Source organism: Actinoplanes sp. NPDC049265, from assembly GCF_043197135.1.
In the GTDB taxonomy this organism is placed as follows: domain Bacteria; phylum Actinomycetota; class Actinomycetes; order Mycobacteriales; family Micromonosporaceae; genus Actinoplanes.
On the sequence record NZ_JBICSP010000009.1, the window covers coordinates 181756 to 199240 of the forward strand.

At 71.0% G+C, this 17485-nt stretch carries 16 protein-coding genes; 6 read left to right on the top strand and 10 right to left on the bottom strand.

Translation table 11 applies throughout. The features are described from left to right. Nucleotides 1-28: 28 nt before the first annotated feature. Together ACGFIO_RS22545 and ACGFIO_RS22550 are read right to left on the bottom strand one after the other, a co-directional pair. Nucleotides 29-1528, bottom strand: coding sequence for a diguanylate cyclase domain-containing protein (locus tag ACGFIO_RS22545; protein ID WP_392828256.1), 1500 nt, complete (start codon nt 1526-1528; stop codon nt 29-31). A gap of 291 nt (nt 1529-1819) precedes the next feature. Beyond that, a complete protein-coding gene (locus ACGFIO_RS22550) occupies nt 1820-1996 on the bottom strand; it encodes a hypothetical protein (protein WP_392828257.1) in 177 nt (58 codons plus the stop codon). 161 nt (nt 1997-2157) lie between these two features. On the opposite strand from ACGFIO_RS22550, the gene ACGFIO_RS22555 reads away from it, so the two are divergent. The 5 genes from ACGFIO_RS22555 to ACGFIO_RS22575 all read left to right on the top strand — a co-directional run bounded on the left by ACGFIO_RS22555 (nt 2158) and on the right by ACGFIO_RS22575 (nt 8419). After that, complete coding sequence (locus tag ACGFIO_RS22555) at nt 2158-3651, top strand: glycoside hydrolase family 43 protein (RefSeq protein ID WP_392828259.1); 1494 nt, start codon at nt 2158-2160, stop codon at nt 3649-3651. A gap of 102 nt (nt 3652-3753) precedes the next feature. Further along, complete coding sequence (locus ACGFIO_RS22560; protein ID WP_392828261.1) at nt 3754-4254, top strand: SigE family RNA polymerase sigma factor; 501 nt, start codon at nt 3754-3756, stop codon at nt 4252-4254. A gap of 13 nt (nt 4255-4267) precedes the next feature. Continuing rightward, a complete protein-coding gene (locus tag ACGFIO_RS22565; protein ID WP_392828263.1) occupies nt 4268-5512 on the top strand; it encodes a hypothetical protein in 1245 nt (414 codons plus the stop codon). Between the two features lie 58 nt (nt 5513-5570). After that, entirely contained in the window at nt 5571-6203 is a 633-nt protein-coding gene (locus tag ACGFIO_RS22570) for a hypothetical protein (RefSeq protein ID WP_392828264.1), read from the top strand. Nucleotides 6204-6232: 29 nt separating this feature from the next. Then, nucleotides 6233-8419 (top strand): hypothetical protein, encoded by a 2187-nt coding sequence (locus ACGFIO_RS22575; RefSeq protein ID WP_392828266.1) that lies wholly within the window; start codon nt 6233-6235, stop codon nt 8417-8419. Between the two features lie 262 nt (nt 8420-8681). Here the strand turns inward: ACGFIO_RS22575 and ACGFIO_RS22580 are convergent, their stop codons facing one another. The 8 genes from ACGFIO_RS22580 to ACGFIO_RS22615 are packed head-to-tail and all read right to left on the bottom strand — an operon-like array spanning nt 8682 to nt 15474. Further along, complete coding sequence (locus ACGFIO_RS22580) at nt 8682-10817, bottom strand: chemotaxis protein CheW (protein ID WP_392828268.1); 2136 nt, start codon at nt 10815-10817, stop codon at nt 8682-8684. Beyond that, nucleotides 10817-11095, bottom strand: coding sequence for a lipid asymmetry maintenance protein MlaB (locus ACGFIO_RS22585; protein WP_392828270.1), 279 nt, complete (start codon nt 11093-11095; stop codon nt 10817-10819). Before ACGFIO_RS22585 ends, ACGFIO_RS22580 begins: the two co-directional genes overlap by 1 nt. Then, nucleotides 11092-11460, bottom strand: coding sequence for a response regulator (locus ACGFIO_RS22590; protein WP_392828272.1), 369 nt, complete (start codon nt 11458-11460; stop codon nt 11092-11094). Before ACGFIO_RS22590 ends, ACGFIO_RS22585 begins: the two co-directional genes overlap by 4 nt. A 9-nt stretch (nt 11461-11469) precedes the next feature. After that, nucleotides 11470-12507 (bottom strand): methyl-accepting chemotaxis protein, encoded by a 1038-nt coding sequence (locus tag ACGFIO_RS22595; RefSeq protein WP_392828273.1) that lies wholly within the window; start codon nt 12505-12507, stop codon nt 11470-11472. Beyond that, complete coding sequence (locus ACGFIO_RS22600) at nt 12500-13552, bottom strand: chemotaxis response regulator protein-glutamate methylesterase (protein WP_392828275.1); 1053 nt, start codon at nt 13550-13552, stop codon at nt 12500-12502. Before ACGFIO_RS22600 ends, ACGFIO_RS22595 begins: the two co-directional genes overlap by 8 nt. Beyond that, nucleotides 13549-14043, bottom strand: a complete 495-nt coding sequence (locus ACGFIO_RS22605) for a chemotaxis protein CheD (RefSeq protein ID WP_392828277.1) — start codon at nt 14041-14043, stop codon at nt 13549-13551. Before ACGFIO_RS22605 ends, ACGFIO_RS22600 begins: the two co-directional genes overlap by 4 nt. Further along, the gene (locus ACGFIO_RS22610; protein WP_392828512.1) at nt 14036-14866 is read right to left on the bottom strand and encodes a CheR family methyltransferase; all 831 of its coding nucleotides are present in this window, start codon (nt 14864-14866) and stop codon (nt 14036-14038) included. The genes ACGFIO_RS22605 and ACGFIO_RS22610 overlap by 8 nt, the downstream gene beginning before the upstream one ends. Then, on the bottom strand, nt 14866-15474 hold the full coding sequence (locus ACGFIO_RS22615; protein ID WP_392828279.1) for a chemotaxis protein CheW: 609 nt from the start codon (nt 15472-15474) through the stop codon (nt 14866-14868). The genes ACGFIO_RS22610 and ACGFIO_RS22615 overlap by 1 nt, the downstream gene beginning before the upstream one ends. A gap of 306 nt (nt 15475-15780) precedes the next feature. Here ACGFIO_RS22615 and ACGFIO_RS22620 point away from each other — a divergent pair, with 306 nt between their 5' ends. Further along, the gene (locus ACGFIO_RS22620) at nt 15781-17442 is read left to right on the top strand and encodes a methyl-accepting chemotaxis protein (RefSeq protein WP_392828281.1); all 1662 of its coding nucleotides are present in this window, start codon (nt 15781-15783) and stop codon (nt 17440-17442) included. Nucleotides 17443-17485 lie beyond the last annotated feature (43 nt).

The following is a 17485-nucleotide window of genomic DNA, read 5'->3' on the forward strand; positions in this document are numbered from 1 at the left end:
GCGTGAGTAGTCGGGCTTTGGAAAAAACCTAGCCGGCGTCGGCGGTCACGGGGTCGGTGCGGTGGCGGCCGGCCGCGGTGCGGCGGTCGCGGCGCGACGTCTTCTCGGCGTACATCTCGCCGTCGGCCGCGGCCAGCAGAGCGTCCGAGTCGACGTCGACCAGGTCACCGGAGGCGGCCACACCGATGCTGACGCCGACGGTGAAGCACTCGTCCGAGCGCCACACCGGCTCGTCGGTCAGACCGCGCAGCCGCTCGGCGATGGCCTGGGCGTCGGCCTCGTTCTCGACGATCTCGGCCAGCACCACGAACTCGTCGCCGCCGAGGCGCGCGGCCAGGTCGCCGGGGCGCAGGCCGGTGCGTAGCCGGCGGGCGAACTCGACCAGCACGTAGTCGCCGGAGGCGTGCCCGTGCCGGTCGTTGATCTGCTTGAAGCCGTTGAGGTCGAGGTAGAAGATCACCGGACCGTACGAGTCGGCCCGGGCCTTGGCCCGCAGCAGCGCCAGGTCGAGCCGGGATCGCAGCGCCTGCCGGTTGGCCAGTCCGGTCAGCTGGTCGTGCTGGGCCCGGTGGGCCAGGATCGCCCGGATGTACTCCTGCTCGCGGACCACCAGCACGAACCGGATCAGGATCAGCGCGGTCAGCACGGCGATCGAGGTCAGCAGCGAGACCCGGCTGACCAGGCTGTCGAAGGTCTGCAGGCCGGCGAACATCGGCAGCGCCACCAGCGCGATGCCCAGGAACACGACGCGGGCCGGGTGCAGCCGCTGGTCGTGCTGGTCGTCCGGTTCGGCGATTCGGGCGGCGTGCTTGTGCACGACGGCGGCGACGAAGAAGCTGTTGGCCACCAGGAGCACGCCGTCGAGGCGGTCGGCCTGCACCGCCCGGGACAGGTCGGGGAAGATCTGCGGCAGCATCGAGATGCAGACGTCGCCGACCAGGGTCACGACCAGCGCGGCGGCCAGGTAGACGGTGGCGCCCTTCTTGGTGCCGGGGGCCAGGATCAGGATGGCCACGGCGGCGAACAGGACCACGTCACCGAGGGGGTAGAACGCGCCGACCAGGGTGGGCAGCCCGAAGCGCTGGCCCTCGGCGGCCGGCAGGATGACGAACTGCCAGCACAGCCAGGCCATCACGGTGGCCATGGCCAGCGCGTCGAGCATGCCTTCGCGCAGCTTGCCGGGGGCGCGCAACCGGACCAGCTTGCCCAGCCCGATGGCCAGCAGCGGGTAGCCGCAGATCCAGAGGGCGTCGGAGGGCGAGACGTCGCCGAGTGGCCCGATCAGCCGGTCGAGCACGTCGTAGAGCAGGTCGCCGACCACCCAGACGGTGAGCGCGCCGACGATGAACCCGAAGCCGGTACGCAGCGGGCCGTGCAGCTGGCGTAGCCGCAGCCAGCCCATCACCACCAGCGTGATGAACCCGATCTGGTAGCACAGGTGGGCGAACATCGTGCCCGGCCAGATGGCCGACGGCAGGCCGCAGAGCGCGGCGAAGGCCGGTACGAGCGGGGCAGGCACGCGTCTCATGCCCCTCACATCGCCCGCCCTCTCAGGTACCTAAGAAGTTTGGGCGCAGCAGGCGTTCCGGCCTTCCTCGACCCAGCCCGGGTCGTGCCACCAGTGCGGGTCGTCCGCGGCTCTCTTGCCGGCGGGCGCGACGCCCGGCGCGAACGTGACCCCTTCGAAAGGCCGCACCAACGACGGAACATCACGAAATGCCCTATTCGCGACCCGTCGGAATGCACCCGCACCGCCCACAGGACGCTGGCCACCACGAACGCCATCCACAGCCCGTCCGGCGACCACACCGGCCCGTCGTCACGGGAAGACGTCCTGGCCGGTCACCACCCGGCCGCTGTCGGGCGACCAGGCCGGCTCGTACTCCTGCCCCGGCCCTTCGACCAGCGGCGCGACAGTGCCGGTGGCCGGGTCGAGCAGGTGCAGCCAGGTCGGTGCCGGTGCCGGCCTCGATCCGCCGGCCGGCCGCGGCGGCACGGGCGGGCTCGGCCGCGACCACGCCGGCGGCGGTCGTGGCGGCCATTCCGGCCAGAAGTTCGCGTCTGCCGATCGGCATGCGCCCGACGTTAGTGGCTGTGATGATCGAAGGGAATGAATGCAACCTTGACGCACAGAACAACAGAAGCAAACATCCAAGCATGTCGATTCTTGGAGGAACCGCGCGGAAGGTCGTCGCCGTCGCCGGCGTGCTCGCCGCCACCATGGCCAGCGCACCGGCGTCCGCGGCGCCGCCCGACTACACCACCGCCGAGGCGGGCAACCCGTTCGTCTCCGGGTGGTACGCCGACCCCGACGTGGCCATCTACAACAACCGCTTCTACGTGTTCCCGACCGCTTCGCGCCCGTACGCGGAACAGACCTATCTCGACGCCTTCTCCTCGACCGACCTGATCAACTGGACCAAGCACCCGAACGTCCTGACCACCGCGAACGTGAGCTGGGCCCGCCGGGCCGTCTGGGCCCCCGCCCCGATCACCCGCAACGGCAAGTACTACCTGTACTTCGGGGCCAACGACATCCAGAACAACAGCGAGCTCGGCGGCATCGGCGTGGCCGTGGCCGACCGGCCCGAGGGCCCCTACGTCGACGCGATCGGCCGCCCGCTGATCGGCCAGTTCTACAACGGCGCCCAGCCCATCGACCAGGACGTCTTCATCGACGACGACGGGCAGGCGTACATCTACTACGGCGGCTGGGGCCACGCCAACGTGGCGAAGCTGAACCCGGACATGACCAGCCTCGGCACCTTCGCCGACGGCAGCACGTTCAAGGAGATCACGCCGAGCGGGTACGTCGAGGGCCCGCAGATGTTCAAGAAGAACGGCAAGTACTACCTGATGTGGTCGGAGGGTGGCTGGACCGGACCCGACTACGCGGTGGCGTACGCGATCGCCGACTCACCCACCGGCCCGTTCACCCGCCTCGACAAGATCCTTGCCCAGGACTCGGCGGTGGCCCGCGGCGCCGGGCACAACTCGGTGCTCAACGTCCCCGGCACCGACACCTGGTACATCATCTATCACCGGCGGCCGCTGTCGGAGACCGACGGCAACTCGCGGCAGCTGTCCTACGACCGGATGAACTTCAACCCCGACGGCACCATCCAGCGGGTCAAGATGCTGGTCAAGGACAACTTCGCCGACGGCAACGCGCTGGGCTGGCGCACGTACGGCGGATCCTGGTCGGTCAGCGGCGGCCAATACCGCACCACCGCCTCGTACGGCGGGAAATCGCTGCTCGACGACAACCACGTCAACGCCACCTACGACCTCGACGTCACCGTCACCTCGGGCGTCGGCGACGCCGGCCTGGTGTTCCGGGCCACCAGCCTGGCCACCGGGGCCGACGCCTACCGCGGCTACTACGCCGGGATCACGCCGGCCGGCCGGGTGATCCTGGGCCGGGCCAACAACAACTGGACCCAGCTCGGCGCGGCGTCGCTGCCGGTCGTCGCCGGCCAGCGCTACCACCTGCGGGTCGTGGCGGCCGGGTCGTCGATCAAGGTGTACGTCGACAACCTGACCACCCCGAAGATCACTGTCACCGACACGACCTACGCCTCCGGCGCCTCCGGGGCACGCGTCTACAACGCCGCCGCGGCCTTCGACAACGTCGTCGTCACCAACCAGTAGACCCAGCGTCCGGCCGGCGATCCACTTTGGTGTGAACTCCATGCCAACCGGATCGCCGGCCGGACCCGTCTCAGGGGTGACGGCCGTGGGAGGGATCGGGGAATGCGGGATGGTTCGGACGATGAGTACGTGGGGTACGTCTCGGCGCGGGTGCCCGCGCTGCGCCGGCTGGCGTACGTCCTGACCGGCGACGGTCACCGCGCCGACGACCTGGTCCAGCAGACCATCACCACGCTCTACGTGAAGTGGCAGCGCGCCCGCGGGGCGGACAACCTCGACGGGTACGTGCGCACCATGCTGATCCGGACCTTCCTCGACGAGAAGCGGCTGGCCTGGGCCAGGGTCCGCCTCTTCCGGGAGGCACCCGAACCGGCCCCGGTGACCGACGGGGGCACCGAGGACCGTGAGGTGATCCGGGCCGCGCTGCGCCGGCTGCCGCGCAGGCAACGAGCCGTGCTGGTGCTCCGCTTCTTCTACGACCTGCCGGTCGACGAGGTGGCGCGGATGCTCGATTGCTCCCCCGGCACCGTCAAGAGCCATACGTCCCGCGGGCTGACCGCCCTCCGCGGCCAGCTCGGCGTCCGCGCCCTGGCCACGCCCTGAAGGAGCTGCCTCGATGCCTACCGAACTGGACCTGCTGCGGTCCCTGGACGACGAGCCGGACACCCCGTCGACCGTCGACATCCGCAAGGCGATGAACGCGGGGCGGCGCCGCCGGGTGCGCCGCAGCGCCGGGTACGCGGGCGCCGCCGCCCTGACCGCCATCGCTGTCACCGGCACCTCGGTCACGATCAACCTGAGTGCGCCCGGCCGGACGGTCCCGCAGCCGGCCGCCTCCCGCGCCCCGCGCCCGTCGGCCGGCGCCCCGGCGGCGCCGGCCAAGGTGTCACCGGTGTCGTGCACGGTCAGCCGGCTCCGGCCCCCCGACCAGGCACCGCAGGCCCTGGTCAGCGCGGCCGATCCGACCGGCCGTTACATCGTCGGGCGCTCGTACCCGCGATCCGGCGGCTACCAGGCGGTGATCTGGGCCGATGGCCGGGGCCGCGAGGTGATGCTGCCCGGCGACCTCGAGGAGTCGCTGACCGGCGTCAACTCGTCCGGTACGGCGGTCGGCTGGAGCTACCAGGGCGCGGGCGAGAAGGCCGGGCCGGTGCCGTACGCGTACACCGGCGGCAAGGTGGTCCGGATGCGCGGCCCCGAGCACGCCGAGCCACGCGCCGTCAACAACGCCGGCGTGGTGATCGGCCACACCCAGACCGGCGGCCGGGTCGACCAGGGCGCCGGGCTGATGTGGCCGTCACCGACGGCCGAACCGGTCCCGCTGCCGGTGCCGCCCGGCACGAAGCTGACCCGGCCCAACGACATCGCCGAGGACGGCACCATCGTCGGCGGCCTGGACTTCGCCAAGCCGGTCATGTGGACACCCGACGGCGAGTTGCACGAACTGCCGATGCCGCTGCTGGACGGCAAGCAGCCGGCCACGGTCGCCCAGGCCTTCGAGATCCGCGACGGCTGGGCGACCGGCATGGCCGGCACGTCCCCGCTGCGTACGGCCCGCGCCGACACCCGCGTCTACGCGGTGCGATGGAACCTGCGCGACGGTCACGTCGAGGTGATCAAACAGCTGCGCGAGCCGGCCGACGACATCAACGCGCACGGCTGGCTGGTCGGCACCGACCTCGACGGGTACGCCGCCCTGGTCACCGGAGACCGCACGATCCGCCTGCCCGACCTGGGCCGGCACCGTTCCGACGGCACGGCCACCATCGCCAGCACGATCAGCGACGACGGCCACCTCATCGCCGGCCAGTCCGACAACAGCAAGGGCGTCATCCAGGCCGCCCTCTGGCGCTGCCGCTGACGTCCCGGACCGGCTGAATGGACTCATTGGACTGACGTCAATGCCGCACCAATGCGGCATGGACGCGCGGCCGGACGGGTGGGACGCTGCGGAGGTGCGGATGTGGGCGGGTGTCGCCGGTGTGGTCCTGGTCCTGTTGTCCGGCTGCAGTGTCGGCGTCGGCGTCGGTGTCGAGCACGGCGGCGGGCCGGAAGCTCCGGTGCGGCCACCTGACTACTCCACACCGCTGCGGGAGTCGGACTGTGTCACCCAGGCCGGTGGAGGCTGGCACAAGGTGGCCTGTTCCGCGCCGGAGGCACAGGCCCAGGTGACGAAGGTGAGCACGGCCGAGGGCAACCAGCGCTTCACCTCGAGGCCGGACTGCCCGCCGCGAACCGACCTGGCGCTGAGCCAGCCCGGCAACGTCGGCGGCACGTCGACCCTCGGCTATTTCTGTGCGCGCAACCTCAGGGAGCCTCATCCCGGTGACCCGGGCCGGGGCGGCGGGACCATCGACGCCGGGGACTGCGTGAACGTCGACGGCAAGTCCATCGACGAGGTCCCGTGCGACGGCTCCGGCGGCACGCCCCGCTACCAGCTGACGCAGATCTCGCCGAAGCCCTGCCCCCATGGCACTGATCAGTCGTTCTCCCTGGGCCGGGTCTTCGCGGGCGTGCCCGAGGGCGGTTACGCCTGCGGCAAGAAGCTCTGACGGGGCACTTCTGCTGTACGGTCGTCGGCGTGTTCGATCGTCTGCACGAGGTGGACTGGGATCGGTTGCACGGCGCGTACGGTCCGGCCACCGAGGTTCCCGGGTTGATCAGGGCGTTGGCCGGCCCGGACACCGTCGCCGCGGACAAGGCCCGAGGCAGCCTGGGCGGCAGTGTCGTGCACCAGGGCACCACCTATTCCGCCTCGGCGCCGGCGGTCCCGTTCCTGGTCGAGCTCGTGGACGATCCGGCCGTGCCCGACCGCGCTGGCATCGCCTGGCTGCTCGGCGACCTGGTGGCGCACGGCAACCAGCGGACCCGGCACCTCGGCGCGGTCCGGGCGGCCGTGGCGGCCGAGCTGGGACGGCTGCTGCCGCTGCTGCACGACGACGACCCGCGCCTGCGGGCGGCGATGTCCTTCGTGGTGTCGCAGAGCACGAAGAGCAAGCGGGACATCGTGCGCCGCCTGCGCGAGCGCTTCGCGGTGGAGGACGATCCTCAGGTACGCGCGCTGCTGCTGTCGGCGGTGGCGTGGATGGAACCGAATACCGACCTGGTCGCCGCCGCCCTGAACGCGGACAATCCGCCGGTGCTGCGCGCGGCGGCGGCACTGGTGCTGGCCCGCTCGGACGCGCCCTGGACGCCGGAGGCGACCGCGGCGGTCCAGGCCGGCTGGTCCGGCGGCGAGGTGCCGCGGCCGTGCCCGTGGTGGCCGCAGCCACTACGCGACCTGCTGCGCTGGATGGGCCGGCGCGGCCCGGCGGCGGCACCGGTCCTGGCCGTCCTGCTGCGGCTGCCCGAGGACGAGATCCGGGCCGAGGCGGCGACCGCCGCGATCCGCGCGATCGGTCTGTACCGTTCGGTCCGGCCGGCCCTGGTCCCGGCGCTGACGGGCGCGCTGGACGACCCGGTGCCGGCGGTCCGCGCGACGGCCGCGATCGCCCTGCGCGACGCCGGCCCGCTCGCCCGGACGGCCATCGACGCGCTGGCCCGCCTGGCCGCCGCCGGCACCGACGAGGCGGCCGGTGAGGCCGCGGCGGCCGTGGCCGAGCTCGGCGACCCCCGATGGCCGGACCTGCTCGTGCCCCGGATAGCCGCGGGCCATCCGGTCAGCGACGCGATCGGTGTGCTGGCGGCCAAGCGGGTGGCCTTCGACGCGGCCCTGTGCGACGCGCTGCTGCACAGGCTCGGCCTCCTGACCCGGGAGACGCCGCCGCCCGCCCGGTTGCCCCGGTGGATCTGGCGGTTCCCCCAGTCCGAACGCGACAGCATCCTGGAACTGCTCGCCGCCTGGGGACCGGCGGCCGCGACGGCCGTGCCGCGCCTGCTCGCCCTCGACCCGGACCACCACGAGGACACGCCGGTCAACCGCGCCCTGGCCGCGACGTTCGCCGCGATCGGGGACACCGCGGCGCTGCCATGGCTCCGCGCGGAGATCGACGCCGCCGGTGCCGACGAACGCGCGGCCGGCCGGGTGGCCCGGGTCAACGCCCGGCTCGCGATCTGGCGCATCGCGGGCGACGCCGGGCCCGCGCTCGCGGCCGCCCGGACCGCGCTCGACGAGATCGTGGCCTACCCCGACCTGGCGGCCTACCACGACGTCGTCCCGCTGCTCGACGGCCTCGGCGAACGGGCCGGTGAGCTGCTTCCGAACCTACGCGAGCTGCTGGCCCAGCCGGTCCGCGGCGGATCGGGCGAGAGCGGCATGGTCGACGTGGCCCGGCTCGTCTGGCGGCTCACCGGCGACCGCGACGCGATCGTGCCGGCCGTGCGGCGCCTCCTCGGCAACGGCCTCGCCCGCGTCAACTCGCGATCGGGTTCGGGCGCCGGCCGGCAGATCGCGCTGGCCGGTGAGCTCGGCGACCCGGCCCTGGTGGAGGTGCTGCGGGAGCTGCGCGACCGCGAGCCCCGGTCGGCCGCGGCCGCGCTGGCGCTGTGGCGGCTGACCGGCGACAGCGACGGCCTCGCCGAGGCGGTCGTCCCGGCGTTCACGCGACGACCGCCCAGCCCGGTCTGGCCCGAGATGGCCGACGTGCTCAGGACGCTCGGCCCCGCCGCCACGCCCGCTCTTCCCGCGCTCCGCGAGCTGGTGGACGACGACCGATGCCCGTTCACCGACGTCGACCACGACGCGCCCAGCGCACGAGGCATCGGGCACAAGGACGAACGCTTTCTCGCCACCCTGCGTCACGTCATCACGGCCATCGTCGCGAGCTAGCGGACAAGGCTCGCGTATGGACGAGAGACCCGAACCGCCGAGCGTCCTCGTCGACGTGCCCGACAGCCTGGGCGTCGTTGACCTCCTGGCCCACAGGGTGGCCGCCTATCGAGCCGAACGGGTTCCGCCCTGCTCATCGAGATCAATCCCCAGCACACCCGATCACTGACGCGCGAGCACTTCCGTCAGCTGCTCGGCGATCCCGAACCGTTCGCCTGGCTGCTCGACCACTGGCGCTGGTGACCTGATCAGGGGCCCGGGCTCAGGCCGGGACCGCCGCCTGACGTCGCTGTTCCAGGCTGGCGTGGTCGGCGACCAGCGGCCCCACGTCGAGAATGAGCGCGATGTCGCCGTTGCCGAGCACGGTCGAGCCGCTGATGCACTGCAGCCGGCTGAACAGCGCCCCGAGCGGCTTGATCACGGTCTGCAGCTCACCCAGCAGGGCGTCCACGACCAGACCGGTACGCTGCCCCGACTGCTCCACGATGACGACGTTCTGACGCCGCGCCGGTTCGCCCGGGATGGCGAACAGGTCCCGCAACCGGATGAACGGCAGCACCTCGCCGCGCAGGTTCATGCACTCGCGCGACCGCGGGCCGGGCGGCAGCTCCACGCATTCGGTCACCCGGTCGAGCGGGACGATGAACGCCGACGGTCCCACACCGACCAGGAACCCGTCGATGATCGCCAGGGTGAGAGGGAGCCGGATCCGGATCGTGGTGCCGGCCCCGCGAGTGGTCTCCACCTCGATCGAGCCGCGCAACGCCGTGACGTTGCGGCGGACCACGTCCATGCCCACGCCCCGGCCGGACAGATTGGACACCGTCTCCGCGGTGGAGAAGCCGGGCTCGAAGATCAGGTCGTAGACGTCGTCGTCGGTGAGCTGCGTGCCGGCGGCGATCACCCCGCGCTCCACCGCCTTCTCGAAGATCCGTTCCCGGTCCAGACCCCGCCCGTCGTCCTGCACCTCGATGACGATGCTGCCCGCGTCGTGGTAGGCGTTCAGCCGCAGCGTCCCCTGCGCCGCCTTGCCGTGCTTGCGTCGCTCGGCCGGCGCCTCGATGCCGTGGTCCAGGCTGTTGCGGACCAGGTGCAGCAGCGGGTCGCTGATCCGTTCGACCAGCGCCTTGTCCATCTCCGCGTCGCCGCCGGTGATGGTCAGCGCCACCTCCTTGCCCAGCTCCAGGCAGACGTCACGGACCACCCGCTCGAAGCGGCGCAGGGTGCTGCCGATCGGCACCATCCGCAGCGCCAGCGCACTGTGCCGGACCTCGTCGACCAGGCGCATCACCTCGCCCTGGGCCTCACCGCCACCGCCCCGGATGCCGATGCTGGACTGGGCGATGACCAGCTCGCCAACCAGGTCGATGAGCCGGTCCAGCCGGCTCGCGTCGATCCGGATGGTCTGGGTGTCCTGCGACCGGGTCTCCGCGGTCTTGCGTTGCCGCTTCAGCGCGGCGTCCACGATCTCCCGGGGCGCCATGCCCTGCTCGATCAGGATCTCGCCGATCGGGCGGGGCTGGCCGCCACCGACGATCGACTGTTCCTGCTGGATCCGCAGTGCCTCGGCCATCTCCAGCGGGGTCACCGCGCCGCTGGTGATCAGTACGTCGCCGACGCGGTCGTTCTCGGGCATGGAGCGGATGGCCCGGACGTACGTCTCGCGCTGACGCTCGGCCGGAGCGATCCGGATCTCGCTGTCCTCCCGGACGAACTCGAAGACCCCCTCGATCTCGTCCTTCGGGCTGCTCGTGGTCAGCTCGGCGGTGAACGACAGGTAGCAGGTCTCCGGGTCCATCTCCGTCGCGTCCGGCAGCGCGTCCGCGACCGCGGTGGTCCGCGAGACCGTCCCGATCGTCGACAGGTACCGCAGGAACGACAGCGGGTCCATGCCGTTACGCAGGCAGTCCGGCCCGAAGCGCAGGCTCAGGTCCCAGACCCGCTCGGCATCCTCGGGCACCGCGGCGGGCCGCTCGACCGCCACGCCCGCCGCGTCCGGTAGGAACGGCCGCAGCGCCGCCAGCAGCTGTGCGCCCGCGTCGACCAGATCCGCGTCGGCCTGCACCTGTCCCCCGGCCACCGCCTCGATGATCTCACCGATGTGGTCGGCGCACGGCAACAGGGCACTGACCAGGCCCGGGGTTACCTCCAGGTCGCCCTCGCGGACCATTCCCAGCGCGGTCTCGACCACGTGGGTGAACTCCACCATGTGGGACAGGCCGAACAGGCCGGACGACCCCTTCAGGGTGTGCGCGGCCCGGAAGACGGTGTTGATCGTCTCGCTCGCCGCCGGATCGGCCTCCAACTCCAGGAAGCCGTCCTCGAGCTGCTGCACCAGGTCACGCGCCTCGGTGACGAAGGTGTCGAGCGCTTCTCTCATCTCGTCGTCGGCCGACATCAGTCCTCCTCGGCGGCCAGCCCGGCCATCGCCAGCACCCGGGCGATCTCCGGCAACGGCCCGGTGAGCTCGAACGACAGGTTGTCCTTGGCCGCCGCACGCTGGGCGGCCAGCAGGATCTGCAGACCGGCGGTGTCGATCTCGTCGACCGCGGCCAGGTCGACGCGCAGACCCCCGCTGCCCGCCAGCGCGGCGAGCAGCCGGTCCTTCTGCGCGGCGGCGGTCAGGATGGTCAGCTCGCCCTCCAGGCCGACCCGGCGCGCTTCCCGCTCGGTCATGGCGCGATCAGCTTCGCGACGGCGGTCAGCATCTGGTCCGGCTGGAACGGCTTGGTCACCCAGGCCTTGGCCCCGGCCGCCTGCGCCTGCCGCTTCTTGTCCTCCTGCGACTCGGTGGTCAGCATGATGATCGGCGTGAACCGGTACGCCGGCAGCTTGCGCGCCTCGCCGACGAAGGTGATGCCGTCCATGTTCGGCATGTTGACGTCCGAGATGATGAGGTGCACGCGCTGCCCGTCCAGCTTGGACAACGCGTCCTTACCGTCGACGGCGGCGACCACGTCGTAGCCGGCGCCCTTGAGCGCGATGGAGACGACCTGCCGCACGGAGGCAGAGTCGTCCACGATCAGGATGGTCTTAGCCATCGTTCACCTCTAGAAGAACGTAATTTCGGACTGGGACGGTGCGGCGACGGCGCCGGAGCGGTGAGCCTCGTGTTCCTCGGCCATCGTGTAGTTGGCCGCGAGCGTGTCCAGCAGGGCCTGCGCGTCCAGGGCGGTCCCGGTGCCGGCCCGCTCGGCGGCCTCGGCGACGACCGCCGGGAACTGGTCGATGCTGTCGCGCAGATGCTCCAGCACCTGCCCGACACGGTCCTGGAACTGCAGGCTGACCAGCGACTCGCCGATGTCCGTGCGGATGCCCACGGCGGCCCGCTCCAGATCCTGCGACGAGTCGCGCAGCGCGGACAGCACGGTGAGCAGGTCGTCCAGCACCGCCTGGACCTCCTCGTTGGCGTGCGCCATGGCCTGGTCCTCCTGGGTGGCGCTCTGCTGGGCCCCGGCCAGCACCGATTCGATGGCCTGGGTGACGCCGTCGACCTTCGCCGAGATCCGCTCGCTGGTGCTCTGCGAACGCTCGGCCAGGTCGCGTACCTCCAGGGCCACCACCCCGAAGGCCGCACCGGCCTCACCGACCCGGGCCGCCTCGATGGCCGCGTTCAACGCCAGCAGGTTGGTCTGCTCGGCGATCCGGGTGACCTCGCTGGTCATTCGCCGCAACTCGTCGTTGAGCCCGAGCAGGGTCTGCAACTGCTGAAGGGCGTCGCGCTTGGCCGTCAGCGCGCTGTTCAGCGTCCCGACCACCTCGCCCAGCCGCGCCCGGCTGCGGTCGAACGCGCCCGTGTTCCCGTCGTGCACCGTGCCGGCCGAGGAGGCGAGGACTGTGTCGAGGTTGTCGACGATGCCGGCGAACTTCTCGGTGAGCCGGCCGATCGCCGTCTCCATCTGCGACCGCGACGAGGTGACCTGCGCCGACCAGACCGGCGCCACGGCACCGGCGAACTCGGCCACTCCGGCCAGATCTCCGGTGGCCGCGGCCGGCGCCGCGGCCGGCGGTACCTTGCGCCGGCCGTGCCAGCGGCCGATCCCGTAGCCGGCCACCAGCGCCACGACGGCCACAATCGCCTCAACCACGGTGGATCACCTCCGCCAGCGAACCGAGCGGCGCCTCACGGTCGACCGCGCCGAGCAGCACCGCCTCACGTGGCATTCCGTGCACCACGCAGGTCGCCTCGTCCTGGGCCACGGTGTACGCGCCCGCGCGGCGCATCTCCAGCAGTCCGCGCGCGCCGTCATCGCCCATCCCGGTCATGATCACCCCCGTCGCGTTACGCCCGGCGGTCTTCGCCACCGAGCGGAAGAGAACGTCCACCGACGGGCAGTGCCGGTTGACCGGCGGGCCGCCGAAGACGCGTACGCGGTACTGCTCGCCCGTACGGTTCACCTCCATGTGCTGCCCGCCGGGCGCGATGAGCACCTGCCCGGTCAGCACCGGGTCGCCGTGCTCGGCCTCCTTCACCCGCACCTGGCACATCCCGTCCAGCCGCTCGGCGAACGCCGAGGTGAACTTCTCCGGCATGTGCTGCACCACGACCACGCCCGGGCAGGCGCGGGACAGGGCCGGCAGGACCGTCGCCAGCGCCTGGGTGCCGCCGGTGGACACGCCCACGGCCACGATCCGTCCGACGTCGGCGACCGGCATAATCGGGGCGGCGCCGCCCTGCGCGGGTACGGGCACCGGGACCCGTTCGGTCTGCCGCAGCCGGGACACCCGGCTCGCCGCGGCCGCCCGGACCGCGGCGACGATGTCACCGGCGTCGTCCTCCATGAACTTCTTCAGCCCGGTGGCCGGCTTGGCGATGGCCGTGACCGCACCGGCCGCCAGCGCCTCCATGGTGGTCTCGGCGCCCCGCCGGGTCAGCGTCGAGCAGATCACCACCGGGGTCGGCCGGGTCTCCATGATCTTGCGGAGAAAGGTCAGCCCGTCCATCCGCGGCATCTCGATGTCCAGCACGATCACGTCCGGCCAGGCCCGGTTCATGTGCTCCATGGCGAAGATCGGATCGGGCACGGCTCCGATCACCTCGATGCCGGGCTTGCTGCGCAACCGGGCGGACAGCACCTGCCGGACGACGGCCGAGTCGTCGACGATCAGCACCGAGACGGTTCCGGAGATCATCTGCGCGCCCCCGCGTCGAGCGGCTTCAGGGTACGCACCCAGACGTGCCCGGTGGCCACCTCGAAGATCAGCCGCCGCGACCCCTCGCCGCCGATCTCCCGGGTGGTCACGTGGAAGCCGTAGCGGTCGAGCAGTTCCAGCCCGGTCCGCGCGTTCTGGCCGGCGACCCCGGACAGCGGACCGCGCATCGCCGGGAACTGGTCGGCGCCGCCGAAGATCTTCACCTGGAAGTCGGCCGGCCGGGCGGCGTGCCGGTCCACCTCACGGGCGAACAACTCGACCGCGTCGTCGGCGTACCGGGCGTCCATCTTCGAGGACCTGACCCGGGGATCGGCCGTGGACAGAAGGTAGTGGCACATGCCGCCGACCCGTCGTCCCGGATGCCACATGGTGATCGCCACGCACGAGCCGAGCAGCGTGTGCATGCGGGTGTCCCCACCGGCGAAGTGGAAGTCGCCGGGCTGCAGATGCACGATCCTCGGCTCAGACATGCGCGCCCGCCAGGCGGTAGATCGACGGCTCGACCATCCGCAACCCACCGGAGATCGAGTTCAGCGACTCCGAACTGCCGATGATCAGGTGCCCGTCCGGGTGCAGCATGTTCTGCAGACGGCTGACCAGGTCGCGCTTGGTATCGACATCGAAGTAGATCATCACGTTGCGCAGGAAGATGACGTCGAAGCGGCCCAGCTTTCGCACGTCCCCCATCAGGTTGAGGCAGTGAAACTCCACCCGGCCGCGCAGCTCACGGCCGATGGTGAACAGACCTTCGTACTCCTCGCGCCCCCGCAGGCAGTACTTGCGCAGCAACTCGGGGGGAATCTTGCCGGCCGCCTCGATCGGGTACAACGCGCGTCCGGCGACCTCGACCACCCGGCTGGAGATGTCGCTGCCCACGATCTCCCAGGACGGCGGCGGCATCCGCTCGGCCAGCACCATCGCCGCGGTGTACGCCTCCTCGCCGGTCGAACTGGCCGCACTCCACATCCGGAAGGCCCGCCCCACCGGACGGGCCGGCACGAGCACCTGCGCCAGGAACTCGAAGTGGCGGGGCTCGCGAAAGAAGAACGTCTCGTTCGTGGTCAGCAGGTTGATCATCTGATGCAACTCGGCCTCGTCGTGCCGGTCGTCGATCAGGTCGACGTACTCGGCGTACCCGCTCAGCCCGAGTTGCCGGACACGCTTGTCCAGCCGAGCGGTGACCAGGGTTTCCTTCCCGGGCCCGAGACGGATGCCGGTGTGCTCGTGCAACAGCTTGGCGATATGGCGGAACTCCGTGTCGGTAAGGCCGGCGGCCGTCGCGAACGGCAACATCACGGCGACTCCGTCGCGGCCGGTACGTTCATGTCGCCGGTGTCCGGGGCAGTGTCGGCCGACTGGCGCAGGCTGACCATGTCGGTGATGGACAGCACCCGGCTGACGTCCAGCACGATCAGGAACTCGTCCTCGCGCCGCGCCATACCGCCGATGTAGTCGGCCCGGATCCCGGCCCCGAACGCCGGCGGCGGCTCCATGTCGCCGTCCTCCAGCGTCACCACCTTGTTCACGGCGTCCACCAGCACACCGATGTCCTGGCCGGCCCGCTCGGTCCGGGCGCCACCGGCCGAGTCGTCGCCGGCCTCCGCCTCGTCGATGTGCACCACGATGATCGTGGTGCGCCGCCGGATCGTGGTGCTGCCCCGGTCGAACCGGACCGCCAGGTCGATCACCGGCACCGCCCGGCCCCGCAGGTTGATCACACCCCGGATGAACTGAGGCATCATCGGCACCACGGTCAGGTTGCGGTACTCGACGATCTCCTTGACGTGGAAAATGTCCAGCGCGTACGACTCACCGTTCAGCGAGAAGGTCAGGTAGCGGGACGATTCCGCTGCCGGACGCCCCCGTGTAGAGGTGGACGCTGCCGTGACGTTGTCGATCACCGCTGGATTCCCTCCTGACTCGTCGAATTTTCATTCGACCAGATTGGGCGGCGGCCGCGCAGGCTGTCTGGCTCTTGTACCGGCTAATGCCCGAAGTCCCGGGTCGGCCCGGTTGTCCGGTTCGCCGGCCGGATCGCGCCTTTCCCAAAGACCGAATCGCACGACCGGCCGCCGATAAACTGTGGCCGTCATTGCCTGGCGCGATCTTCCGGCGCGGCGGGACCGGCGGGGAATGGAAAAGGGGTTCCGGACATGGCGGACACCAACGGCACGCGCCACCATGGCGGCGGGTCATCACTGCGAGATATGCCGATCGCCTGGAAGCTGCGCACGTTCGCGGCCCTGGTCTGCGCCCTGCTGCTCGCGGTCGGGCTGCTCGGCATCGTCCAGCTGGGCAACGCCCAGAACCGGCTCGAGCGGCTTTACACGACCAATCTCACCGATGTACGCGCGCTCGGCGACCTCAGGGCCGATTACAAGCAGGTACGCATCGAGATGCGCAAGCTGGCAATGGCCAGCGGCGACGCGGAGACCTCGGCCGCGATCCGGTCCGTGGACACGGCCATAGCGACGCTGAACCAGGCCTGGGACAATTTCGCGAGCCGGCGAAAAGTCAGCGAGAAAAGCGACGAGCAGGCCTTCCTGACCGCCTGGAACACCTACAAATCACTGGCCGAGACCAAATTGAAGCCGGCCGCGGTGGCCAGCGACCTGGTCACGTTCAACCGGATCAGCAACAGCGAGGTGAACCCGGTCTCGGACGCCATCGACGGGGCCGTCGGCGGCATGATCGACCGTGAGGACGCGAACGCCGCCGCTTCCCTCGCCGCGTCCAAGGACGCCTACCGATCCTCTCGCATCCTGCTCATCGTGCTGGTCGGGATCGCGCTCGTGGTGGCGTTCGTGGTGGTGCAGCTGATCGCGCGGGCCGTCTCCCGGCCCCTGACCGAGACGGTGACCGTCCTCACCGGACTCGCCGACGGCCGGCTGGACCGGCGGCTCGAGGTCCGCGGCCGTGACGAGGTCGGCCGCATGGGCGCCGCCCTCAACAGCGCCATGAACCGGCTGAACGAGACCGTCAGCACCGTCATCGAGTCCGCCGCCCAGCTCAACTCCGCCGCCACCCAGATCAGCGGTGCGTCGCAGAGCCTGTCGCAGGCCGCGACCGAGCAGGCGGCGAGCGTCGAGGAGACCACTGCGAGCATGCAGCAGATGACCGCGGGCATCGCGCAGAACAACGAGAACGCGGTCACCACCGAGAGCATCGCGGCCAAGGCGGCCACCGAGGCTCAGGAGGGCGGCGACGCGGTCGAGAAGACGGTCACGGCGATGAAGGAGATCACCAGCAAGATCGGCATCATCGACGACATCGCCTTCCAGACCAACATGCTGGCGCTCAACGCGACAATCGAGGCGGCCCGGGCCGGCGAGCACGGAAAAGGCTTCGCCGTGGTGGCCACCGAGGTCGGCAAGTTGGCCGAACGCAGCCAGGTCGCGGCCCGCGAGATCAGCGAGCTGGCCGCGGGCAGCGTGCGGACCGCCGAACGGGCCGGGGAACTGCTCACCACCATCATTCCGAGCATCATCCGCACCTCCGATCTGGTCCAGGAGATCTCCGCCGCCAGCGGGGAGCAGACCACCGGCGTACGCCAGATCAACCTGGCCATGGGCCAGATCGGGAAGGTCACCGAGCAGACCGCCTCGTCCAGCGAGGAACTGGCCGCCACCGCCCAGCAGATGTCCGCCCAGACGGCGCAACTCACCCAGCTGATGAGCTTCTTCGCCACCGGCGGCGGCGACAACCGTGCCCCGGCGCTCACGTCCGAACCGCACTCGGGCGCGCGCGGCGGCTGGCGCAACGACACCTACCAGCGCGGCGGCCGCGACATCGCAGCGATCAACCACAACAGCACGCAGCGCGGCGAGACCGGGTCCCGCGAGCTGGAGTCCAAGTTCGAGCGATTCTGAGAAGTCGCGGCAAGATCGGCGAAACCACTCAGGCAACCGTTTC